General features: G+C 61.8%; 23 protein-coding genes and 1 tRNA gene. 5 read left to right on the forward strand and 19 right to left on the reverse strand.

Going from position 1 to position 24,032, the window contains the following annotated elements; translation table 11 throughout:
- The first annotated feature begins 17 nt into the window (after nt 1–17).
- From ASF66_RS07775 to ASF66_RS07790, 4 genes are all read left to right on the forward strand, one after another.
- Complete coding sequence (locus ASF66_RS07775) at nt 18–1,229, forward strand: pyridoxal phosphate-dependent aminotransferase (protein WP_056843477.1); 1,212 nt, start codon at nt 18–20, stop codon at nt 1,227–1,229.
- Between the two features lie 129 nt (nt 1,230–1,358).
- Nucleotides 1,359–2,246 (forward strand): protease HtpX, encoded by an 888-nt coding sequence (gene htpX / locus ASF66_RS07780; RefSeq protein ID WP_049861507.1) that lies wholly within the window; start codon nt 1,359–1,361, stop codon nt 2,244–2,246.
- A 125-nt stretch (nt 2,247–2,371) separates the two neighbouring features.
- Nucleotides 2,372–6,664: a DEAD/DEAH box helicase gene (locus tag ASF66_RS07785; RefSeq protein WP_056843352.1), complete on the forward strand. Its 4,293-nt coding sequence runs from the start codon at nt 2,372–2,374 to the stop codon at nt 6,662–6,664.
- A gap of 254 nt (nt 6,665–6,918) precedes the next feature.
- Complete coding sequence (locus ASF66_RS07790; RefSeq protein ID WP_056843353.1) at nt 6,919–8,094, forward strand: OpgC family protein; 1,176 nt, start codon at nt 6,919–6,921, stop codon at nt 8,092–8,094.
- Here the strand turns inward: ASF66_RS07790 and nadA are convergent, their stop codons facing one another.
- The 19 genes from nadA to ASF66_RS07885 form a co-directional block, all read right to left on the reverse strand.
- Nucleotides 8,095–9,153, reverse strand: a complete 1,059-nt coding sequence (gene nadA, locus ASF66_RS07795) for a quinolinate synthase NadA (protein WP_056843354.1) — start codon at nt 9,151–9,153, stop codon at nt 8,095–8,097.
- Nucleotides 9,154–9,367: 214 nt separating this feature from the next.
- Nucleotides 9,368–9,443 (reverse strand) — tRNA-Lys (locus tag ASF66_RS07800).
- 60 nt (nt 9,444–9,503) lie between these two features.
- Nucleotides 9,504–10,193, reverse strand: a complete 690-nt coding sequence (gene queC, locus ASF66_RS07805) for a 7-cyano-7-deazaguanine synthase QueC (protein WP_056843355.1) — start codon at nt 10,191–10,193, stop codon at nt 9,504–9,506.
- 1 nt (nt 10,194) lies between these two features.
- Nucleotides 10,195–10,842, reverse strand: coding sequence for a 7-carboxy-7-deazaguanine synthase QueE (gene queE, locus ASF66_RS07810; RefSeq protein ID WP_056843356.1), 648 nt, complete (start codon nt 10,840–10,842; stop codon nt 10,195–10,197).
- 161 nt (nt 10,843–11,003) lie between these two features.
- A complete protein-coding gene (gene ybgF / locus ASF66_RS07815) occupies nt 11,004–11,840 on the reverse strand; it encodes a tol-pal system protein YbgF (protein WP_049861513.1) in 837 nt (278 codons plus the stop codon).
- A 6-nt stretch (nt 11,841–11,846) separates the two neighbouring features.
- Nucleotides 11,847–12,350, reverse strand: a complete 504-nt coding sequence (pal, locus tag ASF66_RS07820; RefSeq protein ID WP_043187198.1) for a peptidoglycan-associated lipoprotein Pal — start codon at nt 12,348–12,350, stop codon at nt 11,847–11,849.
- A gap of 52 nt (nt 12,351–12,402) precedes the next feature.
- The gene (tolB, locus tag ASF66_RS07825) at nt 12,403–13,707 is read right to left on the reverse strand and encodes a Tol-Pal system beta propeller repeat protein TolB (protein WP_043187197.1); all 1,305 of its coding nucleotides are present in this window, start codon (nt 13,705–13,707) and stop codon (nt 12,403–12,405) included.
- Entirely contained in the window at nt 13,704–14,813 is a 1,110-nt protein-coding gene (gene tolA / locus ASF66_RS07830; RefSeq protein WP_442962754.1) for a cell envelope integrity protein TolA, read from the reverse strand. Before tolA ends, tolB begins: the two co-directional genes overlap by 4 nt.
- Nucleotides 14,813–15,268, reverse strand: a complete 456-nt coding sequence (gene tolR / locus ASF66_RS07835; protein ID WP_049861515.1) for a protein TolR — start codon at nt 15,266–15,268, stop codon at nt 14,813–14,815. The genes tolA and tolR overlap by 1 nt, the downstream gene beginning before the upstream one ends.
- A gap of 14 nt (nt 15,269–15,282) precedes the next feature.
- Nucleotides 15,283–15,978: a protein TolQ gene (tolQ, locus tag ASF66_RS07840; protein ID WP_043187191.1), complete on the reverse strand. Its 696-nt coding sequence runs from the start codon at nt 15,976–15,978 to the stop codon at nt 15,283–15,285.
- Between the two features lie 20 nt (nt 15,979–15,998).
- Nucleotides 15,999–16,436, reverse strand: a complete 438-nt coding sequence (gene ybgC / locus ASF66_RS07845) for a tol-pal system-associated acyl-CoA thioesterase (RefSeq protein ID WP_056843358.1) — start codon at nt 16,434–16,436, stop codon at nt 15,999–16,001.
- Nucleotides 16,437–16,576: 140 nt separating this feature from the next.
- Nucleotides 16,577–17,632, reverse strand: a complete 1,056-nt coding sequence (gene ruvB / locus ASF66_RS07850) for a Holliday junction branch migration DNA helicase RuvB (RefSeq protein WP_056843359.1) — start codon at nt 17,630–17,632, stop codon at nt 16,577–16,579.
- Nucleotides 17,633–18,241 carry a Holliday junction branch migration protein RuvA gene (gene ruvA / locus ASF66_RS07855; protein WP_049861518.1) on the reverse strand — a complete coding sequence of 203 codons (609 nt, stop codon included), beginning with the start codon at nt 18,239–18,241 and terminating at the stop codon, nt 17,633–17,635.
- 125 nt (nt 18,242–18,366) lie between these two features.
- Entirely contained in the window at nt 18,367–18,891 is a 525-nt protein-coding gene (ruvC, locus tag ASF66_RS07860; protein ID WP_043193311.1) for a crossover junction endodeoxyribonuclease RuvC, read from the reverse strand.
- Between the two features lie 104 nt (nt 18,892–18,995).
- Nucleotides 18,996–19,742: a YebC/PmpR family DNA-binding transcriptional regulator gene (locus ASF66_RS07865; RefSeq protein WP_049861519.1), complete on the reverse strand. Its 747-nt coding sequence runs from the start codon at nt 19,740–19,742 to the stop codon at nt 18,996–18,998.
- A 102-nt stretch (nt 19,743–19,844) separates the two neighbouring features.
- Nucleotides 19,845–21,620 (reverse strand): aspartate--tRNA ligase, encoded by a 1,776-nt coding sequence (gene aspS, locus ASF66_RS07870; RefSeq protein WP_056843360.1) that lies wholly within the window; start codon nt 21,618–21,620, stop codon nt 19,845–19,847.
- 101 nt (nt 21,621–21,721) lie between these two features.
- The gene (locus tag ASF66_RS07875) at nt 21,722–21,943 is read right to left on the reverse strand and encodes an FmdB family zinc ribbon protein (RefSeq protein WP_049861560.1); all 222 of its coding nucleotides are present in this window, start codon (nt 21,941–21,943) and stop codon (nt 21,722–21,724) included.
- 60 nt (nt 21,944–22,003) lie between these two features.
- Complete coding sequence (locus ASF66_RS07880; protein ID WP_056843361.1) at nt 22,004–22,375, reverse strand: ribbon-helix-helix domain-containing protein; 372 nt, start codon at nt 22,373–22,375, stop codon at nt 22,004–22,006.
- Nucleotides 22,376–22,598: 223 nt separating this feature from the next.
- The gene (locus ASF66_RS07885) at nt 22,599–23,069 is read right to left on the reverse strand and encodes a Dps family protein (RefSeq protein WP_043187180.1); all 471 of its coding nucleotides are present in this window, start codon (nt 23,067–23,069) and stop codon (nt 22,599–22,601) included.
- A gap of 313 nt (nt 23,070–23,382) precedes the next feature.
- Between ASF66_RS07885 and ASF66_RS23095 the strand changes: the two genes are divergently transcribed.
- A complete protein-coding gene (locus ASF66_RS23095) occupies nt 23,383–23,973 on the forward strand; it encodes a cold-shock protein (RefSeq protein ID WP_049861522.1) in 591 nt (196 codons plus the stop codon).
- The last annotated feature ends 59 nt before the right edge of the window (nt 23,974–24,032 follow it).

Here is a 24,032-nt window from a genome sequence, read left to right on the forward strand (position 1 = left end):
TCTTTCGGGACCTCACCATGCAGTTCAGCAAATCGAACAAGCTCGCCAACGTCTGCTACGACATTCGCGGGCCGGTGCTCAAGCACGCCAAGCGCCTGGAAGAGGAAGGCCACCGCATCCTCAAGCTGAACATCGGCAACCCGGCGCCGTTCGGTTTCGAGGCGCCGGTCGAGATCCTCCAGGATGTCATCCGCAACCTGCCCACCGCCCAGGGCTACAGCGATTCCAAGGGGCTGTTCAGCGCGCGCAAGGCCGTCATGCAGTACTACCAGCAGAAGCAGGTGGAAGGCGTCGGCATCGAAGACATCTACCTGGGCAACGGTGTGTCCGAGCTGATCGTGATGTCGCTGCAGGCCCTGCTCAACAACGGTGACGAGGTCCTCATCCCAGCGCCCGACTATCCGCTGTGGACCGCTTCGGTGAGCCTGGCCGGCGGTCACGCCGTGCACTACCTGTGCGACGAGCAGGCCAACTGGTGGCCAGACCTGGACGACATCAAATCCAAGATCACCCCCAACACCAAGGCCATGGTGATCATCAACCCGAACAACCCGACCGGCGCCGTGTACTCCAAAGAAGTGCTGCTGGGCATGCTGGAAATCGCCCGCCAGCACAATCTGGTGGTGTTCTCCGACGAGATCTACGACAAGATCCTCTATGACGATGCCGTACACATCTGCACCGCGTCGCTGGCGCCGGACCTGCTCTGCCTGACCTTCAACGGCCTGTCCAAGTCCTACCGCGTGGCCGGTTTCCGTTCCGGCTGGATTGCCATTTCAGGGCCCAAGCACAACGCCCAGAGCTACATCGAAGGCATCGACATCCTGGCCAACATGCGCCTGTGCGCCAACGTGCCGAGCCAGCACGCGATCCAGACGGCTTTGGGCGGCTACCAGAGCATCAACGACCTGGTCCTGCCCAACGGTCGCCTGCTGGAACAGCGCAACCGCACCTGGGAACTGCTCAACGACATTCCCGGTGTCAGCTGCGTCAAACCCATGGGCGCGCTGTACGCGTTCCCGCGCATCGACCCCAAGGTCTGCCCGATCCACAACGACGAGAAGTTCGTGCTCGACCTGCTGCTATCGGAGAAGCTGCTGGTGGTCCAGGGCACTGCGTTCAACTGGCCCAACCCGGACCATTTCCGCGTGGTGACGCTGCCGCGAGTCGATGATCTGGAGCAGGCCATCGGTCGCATCGGCCGCTTCCTCAAGAATTATCGCCAGTAAAAACCGAACGTATTCAAGTGTCCGTCTGCATATACACAGTTTGAAATAGTCCCCCGGTTGAATCGACCGGGCGCGCACCTTATATAGCGCATACGCAACACTTTTATCCGTCAGGAGAACGTTACAACCATGATGCGCATCTTGCTGTTTCTGGCCACTAACCTTGCGGTGGTGCTGATTGCCAGCATTACCCTGAGCCTGTTTGGCTTCAATGGGTTCATGGCGGCCAACGGGGTGGATCTGAACCTCAATCAGCTGCTGATCTTCTGCGCCGTGTTCGGCTTCGCCGGTTCGCTGTTTTCGCTGTTCATCTCCAAGTGGATGGCGAAGATGAGCACCGGTACGCAGATCATCACCCAACCGCGCACCCGTCACGAACAATGGTTGCTGCAGACAGTCGAGGAGCTGTCGCGCGAAGCGGGCATCAAGATGCCCGAGGTCGGCATCTTCCCGGCGTACGAGGCCAACGCCTTCGCCACCGGCTGGAACAAGAACGACGCGCTGGTGGCCGTCAGCCAGGGCCTGCTCGAGCGGTTCTCGCCCGATGAGGTCAAGGCGGTCCTGGCCCACGAGATCGGCCACGTAGCCAACGGCGACATGGTCACCCTTGCGCTGGTGCAGGGCGTGGTGAACACCTTCGTGATGTTCTTCGCGCGAATCATCGGCAACTTCGTCGACAAGGTCATCTTCAAGAACGAACAAGGCCAAGGGATCGCCTACTACATCGCGACCATCGTGGCCGAACTGGTGCTGGGTATCCTGGCCAGCATCATCGTCATGTGGTTCTCGCGTCGCCGCGAGTTCCGCGCCGACGAAGCCGGTGCACGCTTGGCCGGCACCAACGCGATGATCGGCGCGCTGCAACGCCTGCGCTCCGAGCAAGGCGTTCCGGTGCAGATGCCCGATTCGCTCAATGCGTTCGGCATCAACGGTGGTCTCAAGCACGGCCTGGCCGGCCTGCTCATGACTCACCCGCCTCTGGAAGACCGTATCGAGGCGCTGCGCCGTCGGGGTTGAAGCAACAGGCTGGACAGAGGGCGACGAAAGTCGCCCTTTTTCTTGGGCGTCGAAAATACGGCAGGTTGTGCGCCGTTTGCATTGTCTGGTTTGCAACTTCGCCGCCCTCCCCCCATCAATAGATCATGAACCTACCTGAACAGCCTGATTCGCCACTGGCCCACTTCCACCCGGCAGTAAGCGCCTGGTTCAGCCAGCACTTCGCGGCCGTCACCCCTGCCCAGGTCCAAGCCTGGCCGTTGATCCAGCAGGGCCTCTCGACCTTGATCGCGGCACCTACCGGGTCGGGCAAGACACTGACGGCGTTCCTGGCCGTGCTCGACGAACTGGTAAAACGGGGCCTGGAGCACCAGGGTCGGTTGCCGCAACGCACGACCGTGCTGTACGTCTCGCCCCTCAAGGCGCTGTCCAACGACATCCAGCTCAATCTGCAACGTCCGCTGCTGGGCATCGCCGAGCACTTGACGACCATGAATCTGCCCGCGGTGACCATCGTCGCCGGTGTACGCACCGGCGACACGCCGCAGAAGGAGCGTGCCGCCATGCGTCGGCAGCCGCCGCACATTCTGGTGACCACACCCGAATCGCTCTACGTGCTGCTCGGTTCGGACTCGGGCCGAGGCATGCTGGCGGATGTGCACACGGTGATCGTCGATGAGATCCACGCGGTGGCCGGCAGCAAGCGCGGCAGTCATCTGGCCTTGAGCCTGGAGCGTCTTCAGGCGCTGTGCAGCCAGCCTTTGCGACGCATCGGCCTGTCCGCCACGCAGAAGCCCATCGCCCAGGTGGCGCAATTCCTGGTGGGGGCGCAACGCGCATGTTCGATCGTCGACATCGGTCACGCGCGGCCTCGGGACCTGGCGATCGAAGTGCCCCCGGTGCCGCTTGCCGCAGTCATGCCCAACGATGTCTGGGATCTGCTCTACGACCGCTTGGCAGCCCTCGCACAGGCTCATCGAACCACTTTGGTGTTCGTCAATACGCGGCGCCTGGCCGAACGCGTGGCGCGGCATATGAGTGAGCGCCTGTGCCGTGAGCACGTCGCGGCCCATCATGGCAGTCTGGCCAAGGAGCACCGGCTGGATGCGGAGCAGCGCCTCAAGCGCGGCGACTTGCAAGTATTGGTGGCCACCGCTTCGCTGGAGCTGGGTATCGATATCGGTGACGTCGACCTGGTGTGCCAGATCGCCTCGCCTGGCGCCATCTCCGCGTTCCTGCAACGGGTGGGGCGGTCCGGGCACCATGTCGGTGGCGTTCCCAAGGGCCGCCTGTTTCCCACGTCGCGAGATGACCTGATCGAATGCGTGGCTTTGCTGGACTGCGTGCGCCAAGGCGAACTGGACACCTTGCAGATTCCTCAGGCACCGCTGGACGTGCTGGCCCAACAGATCATCGCCGAGGTCAGTTGCCAGGAATGGCCGGAGCAGGCGCTGCTGCAGATGTTCCGTCAGGCCACGCCTTACGCCGGGCTCGACGACGCGCGTTTCGAGGGCTTGCTGCGCATGCTCGCCGAGGGCTACAGCGGACGTCAGGGCGTACGTGCAGCCTATGTGCATCGCGATGCCGTGACCCGCACCCTGCGCGGTCGACGCGGCAGCAAGTTGACCGCAGTCACCAGCGGTGGGGCGATTGCCGATAACGCCGACTACGCGGTGCTACTGGAACCCCAAGCGTTGAGCATCGGCAGCGTCAACGAGGATTTCGCCGTGGAAAGCCTCGCCGGCGACATCTTCCAACTGGGCAACCGGTCCTACCGCATCCTGCGCATCGAAGGCGGCAAGGTCAGGGTCGAAGACGCCCACGGCCAGGCGCCGAACATCCCCTTCTGGCTCGGCGAAATGCCGGGGCGCAGCGCCGAGCTGTCGGCCAGCGTGGCGCGATTGCAGGCATCGATCGACCAGCGCCTGGCGCTCAGTGAAGGTCAGGTCGAGTCGTTGCTGCCCTGGTTGCAGGACGAACTGGGCCTGGGCCGGGACAGCGCCGAGCAACTGCTCGATTATCTGGCGCGCACACGTCAGGCGCTGGGCGCCCTGCCCTCGCAGGACACCCTGATCATGGAGCGCTTCTTCGACGCCTCCGGCGCCACGCAACTGGTCATCCATACGCCCTTCGGCAGCCGTATCAACCGCGCCTGGGGTCTGGCCCTGCGCAAGCGCTTCTGCCGCACCTTCAATTTCGAGTTGCAGGCGGCCGCCAGCGAAGATGCAATCGTGCTGTCGCTGTCGACCAGCCACAGCTTCGAGCTGGAGGAGGTGTGGCATTACCTGCACAGCAACAGCGCTGAAGCGATACTGATCCAGGCGCTGCTCGATGCGCCGCTGTTCGGCGTGCGCTGGCGCTGGAACGCAGCGACGGCCCTGGCCCTGCCCCGCTACAGCGGCGGACGCAAGGTGGCCCCGCAACTGCAGCGCATGAAAGGCGAGGATTTGATCGCCACGGTATTTCCGGACCAGATCGCCTGCCTGGAAAATATCGTCGGCGAGCGGGAGATTCCCGATCACCCGCTGGTCCAGCAGACTCTCGACGATTGCCTGCACGAGGCCATGGACAGCGCGGGCTGGCTGACCCTGCTGCGGCGCATCGAGAGCGGTCAGATCACCCTCATCCAGCGCGACCTGCCCAGCCCTTCACCATTGGCGGCGGCTATTCTCAATGCGCGGCCCTACGCGTTCCTCGACGACGCGCCGCTGGAAGAGCGACGCACCCAGGCAGTCCTCAACCGACGCTGGGACGAACCCCGCTCGCCAGACGACATGGGTGAACTGGACACGGACGCCATCGCTGCCGTGGCCGCCGAAGCATGGCCCGCCCCCATCAACGGCGACGAGATGCACGAAGCCTTGATGAGTCTGGGCGCCTTGGCCGAACACGAAGCCCAGCCCGGCGAGCTGGCGCTGTTGAAGACGCTGGCGCGCACCGGCCGTGCTGCGCGCCTGACGCTGGGCGATGGGAATCGCCTGTGGCTGGCCCTGGAGCGCATGGCCTGCCTGCAAACCCTTTACCCCAACGCCGAGCTATCCCCCGCACTGCAGGTGCCGGCACATCTGGCCCAGACGTGGACCCAGGAGAGTGCGACGCTGGAGTTGATACGCGCCCGCTTGAGCGGATTCGGCCCGCAGCGACTGGGGGACATTGCCGCCCCGCTCAACCTGCATCCTGCCGTGGTGGAACTGGCGCTGCTGGAACTGGAATCCCAGGGTTACGTGATGCGCGGCCAGTTTCTCACCCACATCGAGGAAACCCAGTGGTGCGAGCGGCACCTGCTGGCGCGTATCCATCGCTATACGGTGAAGCGCCTGCGGCGGGAGATCGAACCGGTCAGCCTGCAAGTGTTCATGCGTTTTCTGCTCGACTGGCAGTGCCTGGCGCCCGGCACCCGCCTGCAAGGCGAGGAGGCCCTGCCCAAAATCCTGGAACAGTTCGAAGGGTACAGCGCCCCGGCTGGCGCCTGGGAGAGCGATCTGCTGCCCGTACGGCTGCGTGGCTACGACCCATCGTGGCTGGACCGCGCCTGCCGCAGCGGCAAGACGGTCTGGGCGCGGTTGGCCAGCAGCGGCAAAGGAACCACCCTGCGCGGTACGCCCATCGTGCTGCTGCCCCGCGCGCGCCTGCCCCTGTGGCGCAGCCTGGCTCCGACAGTCCAGCCGCAGGAATTGTCCATGCGCGCGCAGAAGGTCGAACAAACCCTGGCCGCGCAGGGCGCGATGTTCTTCGACGATCTCGTCCACGATGTGCGCCTGCTGCGCACCGAAGTGGAGAACGCGCTGCAGGAACTGGTCGCCGCAGGCCGCGTGAATGCCGACAGTTTCGCCGGGTTGCGCGCGTTGATCACACCCGCCGGCAAACGTCAGGCGCGCAGCAGCCGCCGTGGTCGCGGTGCTTTCATTGGCGGCATGGACGATGCGGGGCGCTGGGCCTTGCTCCAGGCAAACGGCAGTGCCCCCGATGAAGCCGTCGAACAGATCGCGCTAGTGCTGTTGCGTCGCTACGGCGTGGTGTTCTGGCGCCTGCTGCAACGCGAAGCCGACTGGCTGCCCAGCTGGCGCGACCTGCTGCGGGCATTGCAGCGACTGGAGGCGCGCGGACAGATTCGCGGGGGGCGTTTCATCGACGGCTTGCCCGGCGAGCAATTCGCCTTGCCAGAGGCCATTCCAGCCCTGCGCGAGGTACGCAAAAGACCTGTGGATGGCAGCTTGGTGTCCATTTCGGCCAGCGACCCATTGAACCTGGTGGGCACCCTGCTGCCATTGCCCGGCGCCGACCCCCAGCAGATCCACAAGACCGTGCCAGCACTGCCGAGCAACCGCGTGCTGTACCGCGACGGGCTGCCCGTGGCGGCCTTGATCGCTGGCAAGCCGGTGTACTGGAGCGAAGAAACCACGGAGCTACGCCAGCAGCTGATCCATCCCCCACTGTAGCAGCGGCGCAAGCCGCGTTGGGCCTCAACGCGTCTGTTCAGGCATACCGTATGCACCGATGACGCGGCTTGCGCCGCTGCTACAGGGCTGCGGTAACTTGGCGTTGTGACATTCCGTAATAGCCAAACTTTTGCAATTCGTTGCGAAACCCGCCACCCTCCGCGCCGCTGGTCGATAATGACCGCCGACGCGGAACCGCAATGCCCGCTGTCCCATCCCTACTACATCCTTCCTATTCGCAAGAGCCTGTCGCCATGACTAACGATCGAGACCATCGGATCGATTTCTATCGGGGTTTGGCGTTGATCTTCATTTTCTGGGATCACATACCGCAAAACCCGCTGGCCAGCGTCACGCTGCGCAACTTCGGCTTCAGCGATGCTGCAGAAGTGTTCGTGTTCCTCGCCGGCTATGCCGCCGTGCTGGCCTACGGCAAGATCGCCCTGCGCGACGGCTATCTGGTGGCCGGCATGCGCATCCTGCGTCGCGCCTGGGTGCTTTACGTGGTCCACATCTTCCTGCTGGCGGTCCTGATGGGCATCATCTTCGTCGCCAACAATCACGTCGAAACCCGCGACATGATCCAGGAGATGAACCTCACCTATTTCGTGTCAAACCCGCAACAGGCGATGGTCGACGAACTGCTGCTGCGCTTCAAACCCAACCTGATGGACCCCTTACCGTTGTACATCGTGTTGCTGCTCGGCCTGCCGATCGTCTTGCCGTTGCTGGTCAAGCGGCCGGCCCAGGCCATCGGCCTGTCGCTGGTGTTGTACCTGATGGTGCAATGGCTGGGCTGGAATATTCCTGCGCACGACAACGGCCTCTGGTATTTCAATCCTCTGGCCTGGCAGGTGCTGTTCGTACTGGGTGGCGCCACGGCGCTGCATTCGACGCGCAGGCAGGCGGCGCAGACCCGCCCCTTGAGCCGCCAACCCCTGTTCCTCGCGTGCGCCATACTCGTGATATTTAGCGCGCTGGTTGCCCTGGGATGGCGCTGGCCAATGCTGCACGAGGCACTGGTGCCCGGCTGGTTCAGCCAACTGCTCTACCCCATCGACAAGACCAACCTCTCGCCGTCACGCCTTCTGCACTTCCTGGCCTTGGCCTACTGTGTGGCCAAGCTGATACCTCAGGGCGCATGGGTGCATCACCTGTTGGCACGCAAAGTCGGGCTGATGGGACGCTATTCGCTCGAGGTCTTCTGCCTCAGCGTGGTGCTGGCACCGTTGGCCGACATGGCCAATGCCCTGACAGATGATCTATTCGCGATGCAGATCGCGAGCGCGCTGGTCGGCGCAGGCCTGATGCTGGCTTTGGCCGAATGGCTGGAACTGAACAAACGACTGGGCCGTCCGCGGTCTGAGTTGCCAAAGCTTGAACTGCCGAAGTCCGAAAGGCCCGTGGTCGTACTCCGCAAAGGCCTTTGATCAAGCGTTGCCAGCCACTATCAGGCGCGCTGCCTGGGTAAAGTCCAGCATGCGCTTGAGCGGCCGAACAGCTTGGGGAATCAGCGCCGGATCCACAGTGATTTCGTTGCTGCCGGCGCGCAGGCATTCCAGCGTGCGCTCAAGTGTGTTCATGGCCATCCACGGGCAATGCGCACAGCTGCGACAGGCAGCACCGTTGCCCGCCGTGGGCGCCTCGATCAGCGTCTTTCCAGGCACGGCCTGCTGCATCTTGTAGAAGATACCGCGATCGGTTGCCACGATCAGCGTCTGCTGCGGCAACGTACGGGCAGCGGCAATCAATTGGCTGGTGGAGCCCACGGCGTCAGCCAGTGCGATGACCTCTGCCGGCGACTCGGGGTGCACCAGAATCGCGGCATCGGGATACAGCGCACGCATGTCGCTTAGTTGCCGCGACTTGAACTCCTCGTGCACGATGCAGGCACCGTCCCACATCAGCATGTCAGCGCCGGTGTGGGTCTGGATGTAGTTGCCCAGATGCTTGTCCGGCGCCCAGATGATCTTCTCGCCGTTGTCCATCAGGCTCTCGACGATTTCCAGCGCGCAGCTCGACGTCACTACCCAGTCGGCCCGCGCCTTGACCGCTGCCGAGGTGTTGGCATAGACCACCACCGTGCGCTCGGGATGCTGATCGCAGAAAGCCGAGAATGCATCGACCGGGCAACCCAGGTCCAGCGAGCAGGTCGCTTCCAGGGTGGGCATGAGCACGCGTTTTTCAGGGTTGAGGATCTTCGCCGTTTCGCCCATGAACCGAACACCCGCCACCACCACGGTGCGAGCGGAGTGCTGGTTGCCAAAACGTGCCATTTCCAGCGAGTCGGACACACAACCGCCGGTTTCCTCGGCCAGCGCCTGGATCACCGGATCGCAGTAGTAGTGAGCAACCAGCACCGCGTCCTGAGCCTTGAGCTCGGCAGCGATGGCTGAACGGTAGTCGGCTTCCTGCTCCGGTGTCAGGGGCTTGGGCTGCTTGGCATCCAGGTGAGCCTGAACCAGAAGGCGTTCGGATATCTGCGTCATGGGGCAAGACCTGCGAGCGCTGATGCGCGAGAGTCGAGTATAGACCGGGCCGACAAGGGCCTGGGAGTATATGCCCTGGCTTTCGTGAGGCTTTTGAGGGCTGGCGCAGGCTACAGAGAAACGAGGTGTTAGCAAAGCCCTATCGCTGCAAGGATAGCCACCGAATTCCGGGCATAAAAAAACCCGCAGCTTTTGCAAGCTGCGGGTTTCGAAATGGTGGGTCGTGTGGGATTCGAACCTACGACCAATTGGTTAAAAGCCAACTGCTCTACCAACTGAGCTAACGACCCGTTTCGTGGGGCGTATAATACCGAATTCTTTTGGTAATTCAACACCCTACAGAAAAAAAATCAAAAATAACGTGTAGGGTCACTCACACCGGCTGCAGTGAAGCCTTCCGCGCGCAAGCGGCAGCTGTCGCATTTGCCACAGGCCTGGCCTTCGTCGTCAGCCTGATAGCAGGACACCGTCAGGCCGTAGTCCACACCCAGTGCCACGCCCGCCTTGACGATCTGGGCCTTGCTCATGTTCTGCAACGGCGCCTGAATGGTGAAGCCATTGCCTTCCACACCAGCCTTGGTAGCTAGATTGGCCAGGCGCTCGAAGGCCTCGATGAATTCGGGTCGGCAGTCCGGGTAGCCGGAGTAGTCAACCGCATTGACACCGATGAAGATGTCCCGCGCCTCCAGCACCTCGGCCCAGCCCAGTGCCAGCGACAGAAAGACCGTATTGCGCGCCGGCACGTAAGTCACCGGAATGCCCTCGCCCAAGGTTTCGGGAACGTCGATCGACGTATCGGTCAGCGCCGAACCGCCCATGCCGTCCAGATTCAGTCCAATGACCTTGTGCTGGACCACGCCCAGATCGCGAGCCACCCGCGCCGCCGCATTCAGCTCGGCGCGATGGCGCTGACCATAGTCGAAACTCATGGTGTAGCAGGCATAGCCCTGGTCTTTGGCCATCGCCACTACGGTGGCGGAATCCAGGCCGCCGGAGAGCAGGATGACCGCTTTTTCCTGATGCTCGGTTGTGTCGTTCATGTCAGCGCCCCGGCTCGTCGTTCCAAAGAAGTTTGTGCAATTGCATCTGCAGGCGCACCGGCAGGTTGTCGGCCACGATCCAGTCGGCCAGATCGGTTGCCCGCAACTGATCCTTGCTCGGCGAGAACAGTACTTCGCCAGCCCGCTGGTCCAGACCGTACTGAATCAGCTTGGAGACGGCCCAGTCGTAGTCTTCGCGCGAGCACAGGACGAATTTTACCTGGTCGTTGCGGGTCAGCAGCTCGATGTTCTCGTAGCGATTGCGATGGACCTCGAGGGAACCCGGGGTCTTCAAATCAAGCACCCGACTGACTCGAGTGTCCACTGCGCTGATGTCGAGCGCACCGCTGGTTTCCACGGAAACCTCATAGCCGGCATCGCACAGACGCTGCATCAATGGAATGGCATTGGGCTGAGCCAACGGCTCGCCCCCGGTCACGCATACATAGCGGGGCTTGTAGCTGGCCACCTGCTCCATGAGCGAGTCGAGGGTGCGCTGGATACCCCCGCTGAATGCATAGGCGCTGTCGCAGTATTGGCAGCGCAGAGGGCAACCGGTCAGGCGCACGAAAACCGTGGGCAGGCCAGCGGTCCGCGTCTCACCCTGCAAGGAGTAGAAGACTTCGGTGATACGTAGTGTGTCTTGCATAGGGTCCACGGGCGTGACAGCGAAACAGGCTGACCGCCTCCGTTGGGCACTTCAAGCAGCCCGCGCTCGCGTGGCTTCAGGAAGCGTGTTCATAAAATGGCGGCAAATTCTAACAAAAAACCCGCGCCAGGCGCGGGTTTCTTCGAATCACTCGGCAAGCTTCACAATCTTTGCAGGTCTTTCTGCGCCAATTGCGCCGCGGAAGTACCCGGATACTGGGTCACAACCTGCTGCAGAATACCTTTGACTCGATCGGTATGACCGAGGCGACGTTCGACGTCGGCCAACTTGTACAGCGAATCCGGCACCTTGTTGTGCTTGGGATACAGCTGGCTAACCTTGGCGAAGGCTTGACCTGCGCCTTGCAGATCACCTTTGGCAAGGTTGACCTCGCCCAGCCAGTACTGGGCATTGCCCGCATACTGGCTGTTCGGGTATTTGCGCAGGAATGCGGCAAATGCCTGGCTGGCCTTGTCGAAATCCTTGGCTTTGATCAGGTCGAAGGCTGCATCGTAATACAGCTTCTCCTTGGCCGGATCGCCAGGCTCTGAACTGGCTGTCGATTGACCGCCAGCCGATGAAGCACCAGCGCCGCCGGAGGCGCCGCTGGCTGAAGAATTATCCGGTTGGGCAGCGGGTGCAGGTGCAACCCCAGCGCCAATCCGACGATCGAGATCCTGATACCGCTCGAGCCCTTCCTGTTTCAGGCGCTGGATATCGTTTTGCTGGACTTCGACCTGACCTCGCAGACGCGCGATGTCTTCCTGCATTTGCTGCAGTTGCATGAACAGCTCGCCCTGAGCCGAGACAGGCGCTTGCGCACCTGACCCGGCCGAGGCGCCGTTCGTACCGTAACCTGCAGGCGGATAGCTGCCACCAACGGCGCCACTGTTACCGTAGCCTCCATTGTTGTTGCTATCGACCACAGGCACCGCGCCCCAAGCCATCACAGGCAGGGCGAAAGCCAGAACAGTTACAGCACGACGGCACGTTCGCATGACGAATTACTTACGCAGTTCGACGCGACGGTTTTGAGCCCACGACTGCTCGTCGTTGCCGGTAGCTACTGGACGCTCTTCGCCGTAGGAAACCAGTTCCAGCTGAGCTGGCGAAACGCCTTGCAGTACCAGGTAACGCTGAACGGCCTTGGCGCGACGCTCGCCCAGTGCCAGGTTGTACTCGCGAGTACCGCGCTCGTCGGTGTTACCTTCCAGGACGACGCGAGCGCCGTTGGCTTTCAGGTCCTTGGCGTGAACGTCCAGAGCGCGCATGGCTTCTGGCTTCAGGTCCGAGCTATCGTATTCGAAGTAGAAGGTGGTGATTGCGCGCAGAGCAGCTTCTTCGCTCAGGGAACCGTCAACGGCACCGGTGTTTGCGCCGTAACCAGCGTTAGGGTCGACAGCAGCGCCGCCTTGACCAGCATCTTCGCCGCCTTTGGACGAGCAACCTACAGCTACGGACAAGGCCAGGGCCAGCGCAGCAAACTTACCAAACTTCAGCATTTCCATCGTGAAACTCCTAATGAACCCCAGTGTGTTAAGTACAACGTATTACGCCGCGTCAGTTCAGGTAAGGGGACCAGGACGGTTCTCTGACTTCGCCTTGAGCGGTAGGAAGCGGGAGCCTCACGCGGCCATTTAGCGACACGAGCATCAAGACTCCCCGGCCCTGCTGGCGGGTGGCGTAGATTACCATGGTGCCGTTGGGCGCAACAGTAGGCGACTCATCAAGAGTTGAATCTGTGAGGATCTTTACGCTTCCGCGTTCCAGGTCCTGCGCCGCCACCTTGAAATTGGTGAAACCATCTTGCCGGTGAATCATTACAAGCGTCTTTTCGTCAGCCGAAAGTTTCGGGTTGGCGTTGTAGTTGCCCACGAACGTCACACGCTCGGCATTGGCGCCACCGGAAGTGCTGGTCTTGTAGATCTGCGGCTTGCCGCCACGGTCCGACGTGAAATAAAGCGTCGAGCCGTCCTTGCCCCAGAAGGGTTCGGTATCGATCGCCGGGCTGTTGGTCACGCGAGTCAATGCGCGCGACGCCAGGTTCATCACGTAGATTTCCGGGTTGCCATCCTTGGACAGCACCAGCGCCAGACGGTTGCCGTCAGGTGAAAACGCCGGTGCGCCGTTCAGGCCTTCGAAGTTGGTCAGCTGCTCGCGGCGACCGGTGTCGACGTTCTGCAGGAAAATCCGCGGACGACGCTGCTCGAACGATACATAGGCAATGTTGCGGCCATTGGGCGAGTAGCGTGGCGACAGGATCGGCTCGCGTGACTGCAGCAGGGTCACGGCACGTGCCCCGTCGTAGTCAGAACGCTGCAGGGTGTAGCGAGTAGCGTTGGTACCGGCGCGCTCGGCGGTGACATAGAGCATGCGCGTGGAGAACGCACCCTTGATCCCGGTCAGCTTCTCGAACGACTGGTCGGAGATGAAGTGGGCCATGTCACGCAGCTGATCGGTGGTGCCCGACACGCTGCCGGTCAACACGGGTTGCTGGGTGTTGACGTTGAGCAGCGCGTACTGCACCTGCAGGCGACCACCGGCCGGCGTGATGCTGCCGACCATGACGTACTGGGCACCCAGCGCCTGCCAGTCGCGGTAGATGACTTCGCTGGCCTGGGACGGCTGGCTGATCATATTCTGCGGTGGAATGGGTGAGTAGTAGCCCGAGTTGCGCAGGTCGTTGCCGACGATTTCGGCAATGTTGTCAGGCAACACGCTACCACCCTGGAAGCCGAACGGGACGACCGCGATCGGCGTCGCCCGGTCGGCACCGCTGGTGACCAGAATGTTCTTTTCGTCCGCAGAGGCCATGCCGGCGGCGCAGCACAGGACGACGAGCAGTCCTCGAAGAAGGGTAATCACAAGGCAAGATCCTCAGGTGTAAATGTCATCTTGAAGGAACGATAGGGGTTGAAGTCAGCTGGTTTCAAACCCTGCATTTCCGTTAAACGGCCAATGTTCTTGACCGCAGCAACCGCCGAACTGTCGAAAGGCCCATCGCCACTGGAGCGCGAAACGCTGACGTTGGTGACAGTACCATCGGGCAACATGTTGATCTGCAATACCACAGTCATGTTCTTGCGTGCAGAAGGCGGACGTGCCCAACCTTCGGCTGCTCGCGAGCGAATGAGATCGTCGAAGTTGCCCGCGACTTCATCACCCTGCTCATCGGCGAGCGCCTGCTGGCGTTCGGGCTTGTCGGAAAGCAGATCGGCCAATGCCTGCGCCTTCTTGTCTTCCGCAGCCTTGCGTGCCGCATCCTGGGCCTTCTTCTTCGCAGCGTCGGCTGCAGCCTTCTTCTTCGCGTCCTCGGCAGCCTTTTTCTTGGCATCTTCGGCAGCAGCGGCAGCAGCGGCAGCTTTCTTGGCGTCGTCTTCGGCTTTCTTCTTCGCGTCTTCGGCGGCCTTCTTCTTGGCGTCTTCGGCAGCCTTCTTCTTGGCTTCCTCGGCCGCCTCCTTCTTGGCCTCCTCTTGCTCGGCTTTCTTCTTGGCGATATCGGCCAACTCGCTCTTCTTGGCTTCGGCAGCTTTTTCAGCCGCTTCAGCCTTGGCCGCTTCAGCCTTGGCTGCGGCCGCCTCTGCCGCTTCCGCCTTGGCGGCGGCATCGGCTTTCTTGGCTTCGTCGGCCTTCTTCGCCGCTTCGGCCTTTTGAGCGGTTTCCTCTTTCTTTTGTTCCGCTGCCTTTATGGCTTCCTGTTCTAGCTTCTTGGTCTCCATCTGCTCGACTTCGGTCTGTCGCGCGGCAGACTTCTTCGCCTCGCCCGCCAGCTTCTGATTGGTCTGAGTGGTGGCCTGGCTCTTGGACTTGAGCTGATAGAGCGTAGCCTGCACGATGGGGCGCGCTTCGGGCAGTTCGGGCGTCATGGCGAAACTGACGAACAACATCCCGAAAATCAGCACGTGCAGGGCTACCGCCCAGACCGTGGGCCAGAAGAAGCTTTCCGAGGCTGAATGCTCTCGCTTTTGCATCACGGGGCCTCGGTAATCAAGCCAACGTTACCGACACCTGCCTGCTGCAAACCACCCATGGCGCCCATGACAGCGCCATAATCCACGGTCTTGTCACCGCGAATGAAGACCTGGGTCTTCTTCCCGTTGGCATTGCCCTGGTTGATGATCGCGGTCGCGGCCTGGGTCATCTGCGCCAGGGTCATGGCCTTGTCCTGCTGCTTTTCAGTGTCTACTTCCTTGCCGACGTTCCAGTAGTAGGTCTTGTCGGCCTTGATGGAAATGGTGAGCACCTGAGTGTTGTTGTCCTGCGGCAACGCTTCGCTGGAAACCTTGGGCAGATCGACCTTCACACCTTGGTTGATCATCGGAGCGGTGACCATGAAGATGACCAGCAGTACCAACATCACGTCGATGTAGGGCACCACGTTCATCTCGGCGACCGGCTTGCGTTTTGGGCGACGACCTCGAGTCATTGGGTTATCCCTGCTCACTCTTCGCTGGTGTGCACTTTACGGTGCAGGATGGCCTGGAACTCGTCAGCGAACGTGTAGTAACGGTTGATCAGGGTCTCGCTGCGGGCAGCGAAACGGTTGTAGGCAATAACGGCCGGAATGGCAGCGAACAGGCCGATGGCCGTGGCGATCAGCGCTTCGGCAATACCCGGTGCAACGGTCGCAAGCGTCGCCTGCTGGGCCGAAGCCAGACCGCGGAACGAGTTCATGATGCCCCATACGGTACCGAACAGACCGACGTACGGGCTGGTGGAACCGACCGTGGCCAGGAACGGCAGGCCCTGCTCGAGCTTCTCTTCCTCACGGGAGATCGCAACGCGCATGGCACGACCGACGCCTTCCATGACCGCATCGGGGTCGACGCCCTGCTGCTGGCGCAGACGGGAGAACTCCTTGAAGCCGGCACGGAAGATCTGCTCGACGCCCGAATCCGGATCCGGATTGCTTCCAGCCTGGCGATACAACTTGGACAGGTCGATGCCCGACCAGAAGCGCTCCTCGAAGCTGTCCAGAGCACGACGCCCGGCGCGCAGCATCGAGCTGCGCTGAAAGATCATGATCCACGAAGTGACCGAGGCGGCCACCAGAATCAGCATGACCAACTGCACCACGACACTGGCATTGCTGACCAAACTCCACATGGAGGTATGGTCGACGACGTTAGCTTCCACGCTTAATCTCCTGCATTGGATTATTTGCCCAGGTCGCCCGCGTCGGCGAGGGCCGTACGCAAGGCTGGGGGAATGGCCTGGGGTTTGAAATTATCGGCGCGCACACAGGCCACCATGAACTGCCCTTCGCAGAGCAGTGTTGCGTCCTTCATCCGCCATACCTGCTGCTTGAAACGCAGGCTGGCGCGATTCAATTCGATTATTTCGGCGGTCACCTTCAGTTCGTCGTCCAACCGCGCTGGCGCATGGTAGCGCGCCTCTGCCGAATGGACGACGAACAGCAGGTTCTCTCCGGCCAACTGCGACTGGACGAACCCCAGCGCACGCAGGCGCTCGGTCCGAGCCCGCTCCATGAATTTGAGGTAGTTGACGTAGTAGACGACGCCGCCGGCATCGGTGTCTTCGTAATAGACCCGACACTGATGGGCGAACACCTGAACCCCGTTTTGCGCGCGCATACTCTAGTGCTTACTCCTCAGGTTGCCAATCCGCCCAGGCAACTGTTTTTTCGTTGCGTGTGCAGGCAAAGCGCAGGCGAAAGCTGCGTCAGCCCCTAGGACCACGCAAACCCGAATTAGATCGCTGCGCAATTGGCCTTTCACGCGTCGACTTCCTCGGCTTGGGCATCACCGGCAGGCATGTCCCCCAACCGGTTGGGAATGTTAAGGCCGAAATGCAGGTAGGCGTGGCGAGTGACGACGCGCCCGCGCGGGGTCCGCATGATGTAACCCTGTTGAATGAGGTAGGGCTCAAGAACATCTTCGATCGTGTGCCGCTCCTCGCTGATGGCCGCCGCCAGGCTGTCGACGCCCACCGGACCGCCGTCGAATTTCTCGATCATGGTCAGCAGAAGGCGCCGGTCCTGATGGTCGAAGCCGCGCTCGTCGACGTCCAGCATGTTCAAAGCCAGGTCGGCGATGGGCTTGGTGATGTGGCCCTTGCCCCGTACCTGGGCGAAGTCCCGGACCCGGCGCAACAGCCGATTGGCAATTCGCGGCGTACCGCGGGCGCGCCGGGCGATCTCGAAGGCGCCTTCATCTTCGATCGCCAGCCCCAGAATGTTACCCGAGCGGCTGACGATGGTTGCAAGGTCCGCCGTGCTGTAGAACTCCAGACGCTGGACGATGCCGAAACGGTCGCGCAGCGGGTTGGTCAACATGCCGGCACGGGTGGTGGCACCGACCAGGGTGAACGGTGGCAGATCAAGCTTGATGGAGCGTGCCGCCGGCCCCTCGCCGATCATGATGTCGAGCTGGAAATCCTCCATGGCGGGATACAGGACTTCTTCGACGATGGGCGACAGCCGGTGGATCTCGTCGATGAACAGCACATCGTGGGGTTCCAGATTGGTCAGCAGGGCAGCCAGATCTCCCGGCCGCTCCAGCACCGGGCCCGAGGTGCTCTTGATCGACACGCCCATTTCCTGGGCAATGATGTTGGCCAGGGTCGTCTTGCCCAGCCCTGGCGGGCCGAAGATCAAGGTGTGATCAAGGGATTCGCTGCGCCCGCGTGCGGCCTGGATGAACAGCTCCATCTGCTCGCGCACGGTGGGCTGGCCGATGTACTCGGCCAGGCTGAGCGGGCGGATGGCCCGGTCCTGTACTTCTTCGCGATCGCGGCCAGTGGCGGCGATCAGGCGGTCGGCTTCGATCACTTAGATCATTCCCTTCAACGAGCGGCGGATCAATTCTTCGCTGCTCAGCCCCTTGGCATCGATGGCTGCCACGGCGCGGCTGGCTTCCTGCGGCTTGTACCCCAGGGAGATGAGCGCGCTGACGGCATCGGCCTCGGCGCTGCTGACCGGCGCAGGCCCCTGCGGCCCACTGGGTACCAGTTCGAACATGCTCGGCGTAGTTTGCCAGGCCTTGAAGCGATCCTTGAGCTCGACCAACAGGCGCTCGGCGGTCTTCTTGCCTACGCCGGGCACCTTGACCAGCGCCGAGGTGTCCTGTGCCTGCACGCAACGCACCAGCTCATCGACATCCAGCCCTGACATCAGTGCCAGGGCCAATTTGGGACCGACGCCGTTCAGGCGGATCAGCTCGCGAAACAGCTCACGCTCGCGCTTTTCATAGAAGCCATAGAGTAACTGAGCGTCTTCGCGCACCACCAGATGGGTGTGCAAGGTCACGGTTTCGCCGACCGGCGGCAGGCGATAGAGCGTGGTCATCGGCACTTCGAGCTCATAGCCCAGCCCGTTGACGTCGAGAATCAGGTGCGGAGGCTGCTTTTCAGCCAGGGTACCGCGCAGGCGTCCAATCACGTTTGAATCCTTTGTCGGAAGGCGCAGTCACGCCCTGCTCATGCTGGCCGGATCTTCGAATCCGTGGCCATCATTGCAGGACTTGGGTGAGCTGCAAGCAAAAAAGTTTGAAACGATGTAAGCCGCTACAGACGCAGGCGGCCACCGCGGCTGCGGGCGGTGCTCAGGCCGTGGGGCATGAGACTGGACCGGGTGTGCGCATGGGTCAGCGCGATCGCCAGGGCGTCGGAGGCGTCGATCTGGGGTTTCTGGGTCAGCTTGAGCAGGTGCATGACCATCATCTGTACCTGTTCCTTGTTGGCTGCGCCGGTACCGACGATGGCCTGCTTGACCTGGGTAGCGCTGTACTCGGCAATCTCCAGCCCCTCCTCGGCCGCCGCAACGATGGCCGCGCCCCTCGCCTGACCCAGCTTCAGGGCCGAGTCGGCGTTGCGGGCCATGAATACCCGCTCGATGCCCATGGTCACCGGACCGTAGGTCTGGATCACTTCACGTACGCCGCGGAAAACGATCTGCAGACGATCGTGCAGCAGCCCCCCGCCGGTACGGATGCAGCCTGAAGCTACGTACTCGCAGCCTCGTCCGGTTTCACGCACGACGCCAAACCCGGTGATGCGCGAGCCTGGGTCGATTCCAAGAATTAAAGTCATAAAGCCTGCAGTAGTGAGAAACACGGCTGACGCCTTCGCGGGTCATCTACCCGCGAAAAGGCCAGCCCTGTCGAAGCATGGCTTCGATGAAACAAACAGGCCGGTCAGCCGAGCTGTTCCATCACGGCATCGGATATTTCGGCATTGGAATAGACGTTTTGCACGTCGTCCAGGTCTTCGAGCATGTCGATCAGCTTGAGGACCTTCTCGGCACCTTCCGCGTCCAGTTCGGCGCTGGTGGTCGGGGCCATGACGATTTCTGCCTCGTCCGCCTTGAAACCTGCTGCCTGCAGCGCATTGCCCACCGCGTAGAAGCTGGCGAACGAGGTGAACACGTCCATCGAGCCATCAGCGTGGGTGACGATGTCGTCGGCATCGGCCTCCATGGCCGCTTCCATCAGGGCATCTTCATCGACGCCCGGAGCGAAGGACAACTGCCCCTTGCGCTCGAACAGGTAGGCCACCGAGCCATCGGTGCCCAGGTTGCCGCCGCATTTGCTGAACGCGTGGCGCACGGCGGCGGCGGTACGGTTGCGGTTGTCGGTCATGCACTCGACCAGCACCGCGACACCACCGGGACCATAACCCTCGTAGCTCAACTCGACCACGTCATCGCTGCCCGCCGCTCCGGTACCCCGGGCGATCGCACGATCGATGATATCGCGGCTCATGTTGGCGCTCAGCGCCTTGTCCAGCGCCAGCCGCAGACGCGGGTTGGACCCTGGCTCGCCGCCACCCTGACGGGCTGCGACAGTCAGCTCACGAATCCACTTGGTGAAGATCTTGCCCCTCTTGGCATCCTGGCGCTCTTTGCGGTGCTTGATGTTCGCCCACTTGGAATGACCAGCCATAACGCAACTCCGATTTCTGTGTGTTACCCATACGACCCTGCCTCGGCAAGGTTTTCCACTGCCCAACGCAAGGGCGCATCCGAAGATGCGCCCTGTCAGCCGTCACTCAGCCTTGGGCTGTTCGCGCAGACGAATGTGCAGCTCACGCAGTGCCTTGGCATCGACGACACCAGGTGCCTGGGTCATGACATCGGCGGCACTTTGTGTTTTCGGGAAGGCAATGACTTCACGAATCGACTGCGCGCCAGTCATCAGCATGACCAGGCGATCCAGGCCGAAGGCCAGGCCGCCGTGTGGTGGCGCGCCGTATTTCAGGGCATCGAGCAGGAAGCCGAACTTCTCTTCCTGTTCCGCCGCTTCGATGCCGAGCAGACGGAACACAGCCTGCTGCATGTCCTTGCGGTGGATACGGATCGAACCGCCGCCCAACTCGGTGCCGTTGAGCACCATGTCGTAGGCACGCGACAGCGCTGTAGCCGGGTTGGCCTCCAGCTCGGCCGGGGTGCACTTGGGGGCGGTGAACGGGTGGTGCAGCGCGCTGAAGCTGCCGTCTTCGTTCTCTTCGAACATGGGGAAGTCGACGACCCACATCGGCGCCCATTCGCAGGTCAGCAGGTCCAGATCGTTACCCAGCTTGATGCGCAGCGCGCCCAATGCCTCGCTGACGATCTTGGCCTTGTCGGCACCGAAGAACACGATGTCGCCATCGACCGCACCGACGCGATCCAGGATCACGTTGAGGTTGGCTTCCGGGATGTTCTTGACGATCGGCGACTGCAGGCCTTCGACGCCCTTGGCGCGCTCGTTGACCTTGATGTAGGCCAGGCCCTTGGCGCCGTAGATGCCGACGAACTTGGTGTAGTCGTCGATCTGCTTGCGCGGCATGCTCGCCCCGCCTGGAACGCGCAGTGCGGCAACGCGGCACTTGGCATCGTTGGCCGGACCGCTGAAGACCTTGAATTCGACGTCCTTGAGCTGGTCGGCAACGTCGACCAGTTCCATCGGGTTGCGCAGGTCCGGCTTGTCCGAACCGTAGCGCCGCATGGCTTCTTCGAAGGTCATGTGCGGGAACTCGCCGAATTCGACGTCCAGCACTTCCTTGAACAGCTGGCGCACCATGGTTTCGGTGAGGCCGATGATTTCCTTCTCGTCGAGGAAGCTGGTCTCGATGTCGATCTGGGTGAACTCAGGCTGACGATCGGCACGCAGGTCTTCGTCGCGGAAGCACTTGGCAATCTGGTAGTAACGGTCGAAACCGGCCACCATCAGCAACTGCTTGAACAGCTGGGGCGACTGCGGCAGAGCGAAGAAGCTGCCGGGGTGGGTACGGCTTGGAACCAGGTAGTCACGCGCGCCCTCGGGTGTGGCCCGGGTCAGGATCGGCGTTTCGACATCGAGGAAGCCGTTCTCGTCGAGGTAGCGACGGATGCTGGTGGTGATACGCGAGCGCAGGCGCAGCTTCTCGGCCATCTCGGGACGGCGCAAGTCGATGAAGCGGTAGCGCAGGCGGGTTTCCTCGCCAACGTCGGAGTATTCGTTGAGCGGGAACGGCGGGGTTTCCGCCTCGTTCAGCACTTCAAGCTCATAGCCGAGCACTTCGATGGCGCCGGACGCCATGTTCGGATTGACCGCACCGGCCGGGCGTGCGCGGACCTTGCCGGTCACCTTGACCACGTACTCGCTGCGCACGCGGTCGGCGGCGGCGAAGCTGTCGGCGCGATCGGGGTCGAAGACCACCTGGGCCATGCCTTCACGGTCCCGAATGTCGAGGAAGATCACCCCGCCATGGTCGCGACGGCGATGGACCCAGCCGCACAGGGTTATTTCCTGACCTTCCAGGGTCTCGTTCAGTTGGCCGCAATAGTGGCTGCGCATCATAGTAGTGGTTTCACTTCTCGTAATTCATGATTCGATGACGGCGTGTAGCTGGACACGCGGCACCCTGGACATCGTGCAGGAGCGGGCGGGAGCCGGACAACTCACTCGGCCTTGTCGCCACCCGCCAGATTCTTCTTGTTGCCGGTCTTGAAGTCGGTCTCGTACCAACCGGTGCCGCTCAGGCGGAAACCCGGCATGGAAAGCATCTTCTTCAATTCCGGCGCCTGGCAGGCAGGGCAATCGGTCAAAGGCTCGGCGCTGATCTTTTGAATGACTTCCATCTGGTGACCACAGGAAGCACATTGATAGTCGTACATCGGCATGGGTAGTGTCTCGGCAACCAAATAACCGCGGCGCGAGCGGCGCCAGGGTGAAACGCGGGATTATATCCGGTTAATCGGCGCCGCGCAGCCGTCCAAGGTAACAGACGACGCACGATCGCGCCCCATCAGGTGAGTGACGCAGACCACGCGCACCAGCCCGCTGAAATTCTTCACGCCGCCGTGGCGCAGGTGGACTTCGCGGTCGACATAGGAAAGCAGTGCGTTCACCGTGCACTCATTGGCCAGGGCGATGCGCTCCAGGATCTCCCAGTAGATCCGTTCCAGACGCAGGCACGTGGCGAACCCGTTCAGGCGAACCGAGCGGGAGACGGGTCGAGCCATGCCCATGTCGAAGTTTTCTGCGTAGGGATCGACGGCAAGCCTGCTCGATCGGTCGAGCTGTCGTGCTCGGGTGATGATGTTTCCTTCCATGGATCCGTGCCTCCTTGATGATCGCCACCTCCAACCCTGGAGGTGTGCTGACGGATCTATGGAAGCGTATCGAGGCGCGATGCCGACAGAGGAATAAAGAGTTGCAGGTGTGCGAAGGGCGGCGTCGTTGCGTAGGAGCGAACCATGCTTCGACCGGGCGCAAAGCGCCAGGATCGATACGGCGGACACCCTGCTGGCGCGGGTGCCGCCGCACCAAAAAGGATCAGCCTTCGAGCAGCGAACGCAGCATCCAGGCGGTCTTCTCATGCACCTGCATGCGCTGGGTCAGCAGGTCGGCCGTCGGCTCGTCACTGACCTTGTCCAGCAGCGGGAAGATGCCTCGGGCAGTACGGGTAACGGCTTCCTGACCTTCGACCAGTTGCTGGATCATGTCCTGGGCCGAGGGCACGCCCTCTTCTTCCTTGATCGAAGACAGACGGGCATAGATGGAATACGCACCGGGCGCCGGGAAGCCCAGGGCACGAATACGCTCGGCAATGGAGTCCACCGCCAGCGCCAGTTCGGTGTACTGCTCTTCGAACATCAGGTGCAGCGTACGGAAAGCCGGGCCGGTGACGTTCCAGTGGAAGTTGTGGGTCTTGAGGTAGAGCACGTAGGTGTCGGAGAGCAGACGGGACAAGCCGTCCACGATCGATTTGCGATCTTCTTCGCTGATGCCAATATCGATTGCCATGTAATGTCCTTGTAGACGATGAATATACACCCCACTGGTGGACGCCCACTTTACCAAGACCCATCGACCCGCGCAGCCTTTGCCTTGCTCGCTTTGTGTCGACTATCCGCCCGACGGCGGTGGGCGGCACTCTGGCCGATTTGAGAAGGATCCGGCTTTGCTGTTAAATAGGCCGCGTGTCGCCCGGCGATTCATCAAGCCGCGGTGCATAGGCTGATCCCTGCAGATGCCCGGCAATTCTTGTCACCCCAACGCTGTGCGTGGTGCGGTATCAGCTCTTCCTGTATGCCTGATCTTAGAGTGAGCCAATCAAATGTTGAAAATCGTCCACCTCCTGACGGGCGCAGCGGCCGTGCTGCTGTCCTTCATACCAAGCCTGCGGGCCGATGTAGCGCCTTACCTGCAACAACCCGACGCAATCTACCTGGCGCTGTTCGGTCTGCTCAATCTGCTTTTGGCTCCAGTGATACCACGCTGGAACAAAGGTCCACGTCATCTGTTGCAAAACCTGGTCAGTGTCCTGCTGGTCGCCTCGGTGATCACCCAGACCCTGACATTGCTGGTACCGCTGCCGGCCATCGGCATCCTGCCGGGTCTGCTGTGCGCACTGCTCGCGTGCCTGGCGCACCTGTCGATCAGCTTCTACCGTGCGTCACCGGCGCCCAGCGCCGTGCAGTACGACATGACCAACCGCGATACGGGCACCGTGAAGTGGTTCAACACGTCCAAAGGCTTCGGCTTCATTTCGCGTGACTCGGGCGACGACATCTTTGTGCATTTTCGTGCCATTCGTGGCGAAGGTCATCGGGTATTGGTCGAAGGCCAGCGCGTCGAGTTTTCGGTGATGAACCGTGACAAGGGGCTGCAGGCCGAAGACGTGATTGCGGCATCGCCACGTCGCTGAATCCAGCAGGCAACAAAAAACGCGGGCACTGCCCGCGTTTTTTATTGCCTCGAAAAAAT

This window comes from Pseudomonas sp. Leaf129, from assembly GCF_001423465.1.
GTDB classification, from domain to species: Bacteria; Pseudomonadota; Gammaproteobacteria; order Pseudomonadales; family Pseudomonadaceae; genus Aquipseudomonas; species Aquipseudomonas coleopterorum.

Bases quoted from the DNA above. Each gene is read 5' to 3' on its own strand.
- ASF66_RS07865 (WP_049861519.1), bottom strand. From the start codon at position 19,742: ATGGCTGGTCATTCCAAGTGGGCGAACATCAAGCACCGCAAAGAGCGC.
- queC (WP_056843355.1), bottom strand. From the start codon at position 10,193: ATGAACGACACAACCGAGCATCAGGAAAAAGCGGTCATCCTGCTCTCC.
- ybgC (WP_056843358.1), bottom strand. From the start codon at position 16,436: ATGCGCGCGCAAAACGGGGTTCAGGTGTTCGCCCATCAGTGTCGGGTC.
- ASF66_RS23095 (WP_049861522.1), top strand. From the start codon at position 23,383: ATGTTGAAAATCGTCCACCTCCTGACGGGCGCAGCGGCCGTGCTGCTG.
- aspS (WP_056843360.1), bottom strand. From the start codon at position 21,620: ATGATGCGCAGCCACTATTGCGGCCAACTGAACGAGACCCTGGAAGGT.
- pal (WP_043187198.1), bottom strand. From the start codon at position 12,350: ATGGAAATGCTGAAGTTTGGTAAGTTTGCTGCGCTGGCCCTGGCCTTG.
- tolR (WP_049861515.1), bottom strand. From the start codon at position 15,268: ATGACTCGAGGTCGTCGCCCAAAACGCAAGCCGGTCGCCGAGATGAAC.
- ASF66_RS07790 (WP_056843353.1), top strand. From the start codon at position 6,919: ATGACTAACGATCGAGACCATCGGATCGATTTCTATCGGGGTTTGGCG.
- ASF66_RS07880 (WP_056843361.1), bottom strand. From the start codon at position 22,375: ATGGAAGGAAACATCATCACCCGAGCACGACAGCTCGACCGATCGAGC.
- ASF66_RS07885 (WP_043187180.1), bottom strand. From the start codon at position 23,069: ATGGCAATCGATATTGGCATCAGCGAAGAAGATCGCAAATCGATCGTG.
- tolA (WP_442962754.1), bottom strand. From the start codon at position 14,813: ATGCAAAAGCGAGAGCATTCAGCCTCGGAAAGCTTCTTCTGGCCCACG.
- ASF66_RS07785 (WP_056843352.1), top strand. From the start codon at position 2,372: ATGAACCTACCTGAACAGCCTGATTCGCCACTGGCCCACTTCCACCCG.
- ybgF (WP_049861513.1), bottom strand. From the start codon at position 11,840: ATGCGAACGTGCCGTCGTGCTGTAACTGTTCTGGCTTTCGCCCTGCCT.
- ASF66_RS07775 (WP_056843477.1), top strand. From the start codon at position 18: ATGCAGTTCAGCAAATCGAACAAGCTCGCCAACGTCTGCTACGACATT.
- ruvC (WP_043193311.1), bottom strand. From the start codon at position 18,891: ATGACTTTAATTCTTGGAATCGACCCAGGCTCGCGCATCACCGGGTTT.
- queE (WP_056843356.1), bottom strand. From the start codon at position 10,842: ATGCAAGACACACTACGTATCACCGAAGTCTTCTACTCCTTGCAGGGT.
- nadA (WP_056843354.1), bottom strand. From the start codon at position 9,153: ATGACGCAGATATCCGAACGCCTTCTGGTTCAGGCTCACCTGGATGCC.
- ASF66_RS07875 (WP_049861560.1), bottom strand. From the start codon at position 21,943: ATGCCGATGTACGACTATCAATGTGCTTCCTGTGGTCACCAGATGGAA.
- htpX (WP_049861507.1), top strand. From the start codon at position 1,359: ATGATGCGCATCTTGCTGTTTCTGGCCACTAACCTTGCGGTGGTGCTG.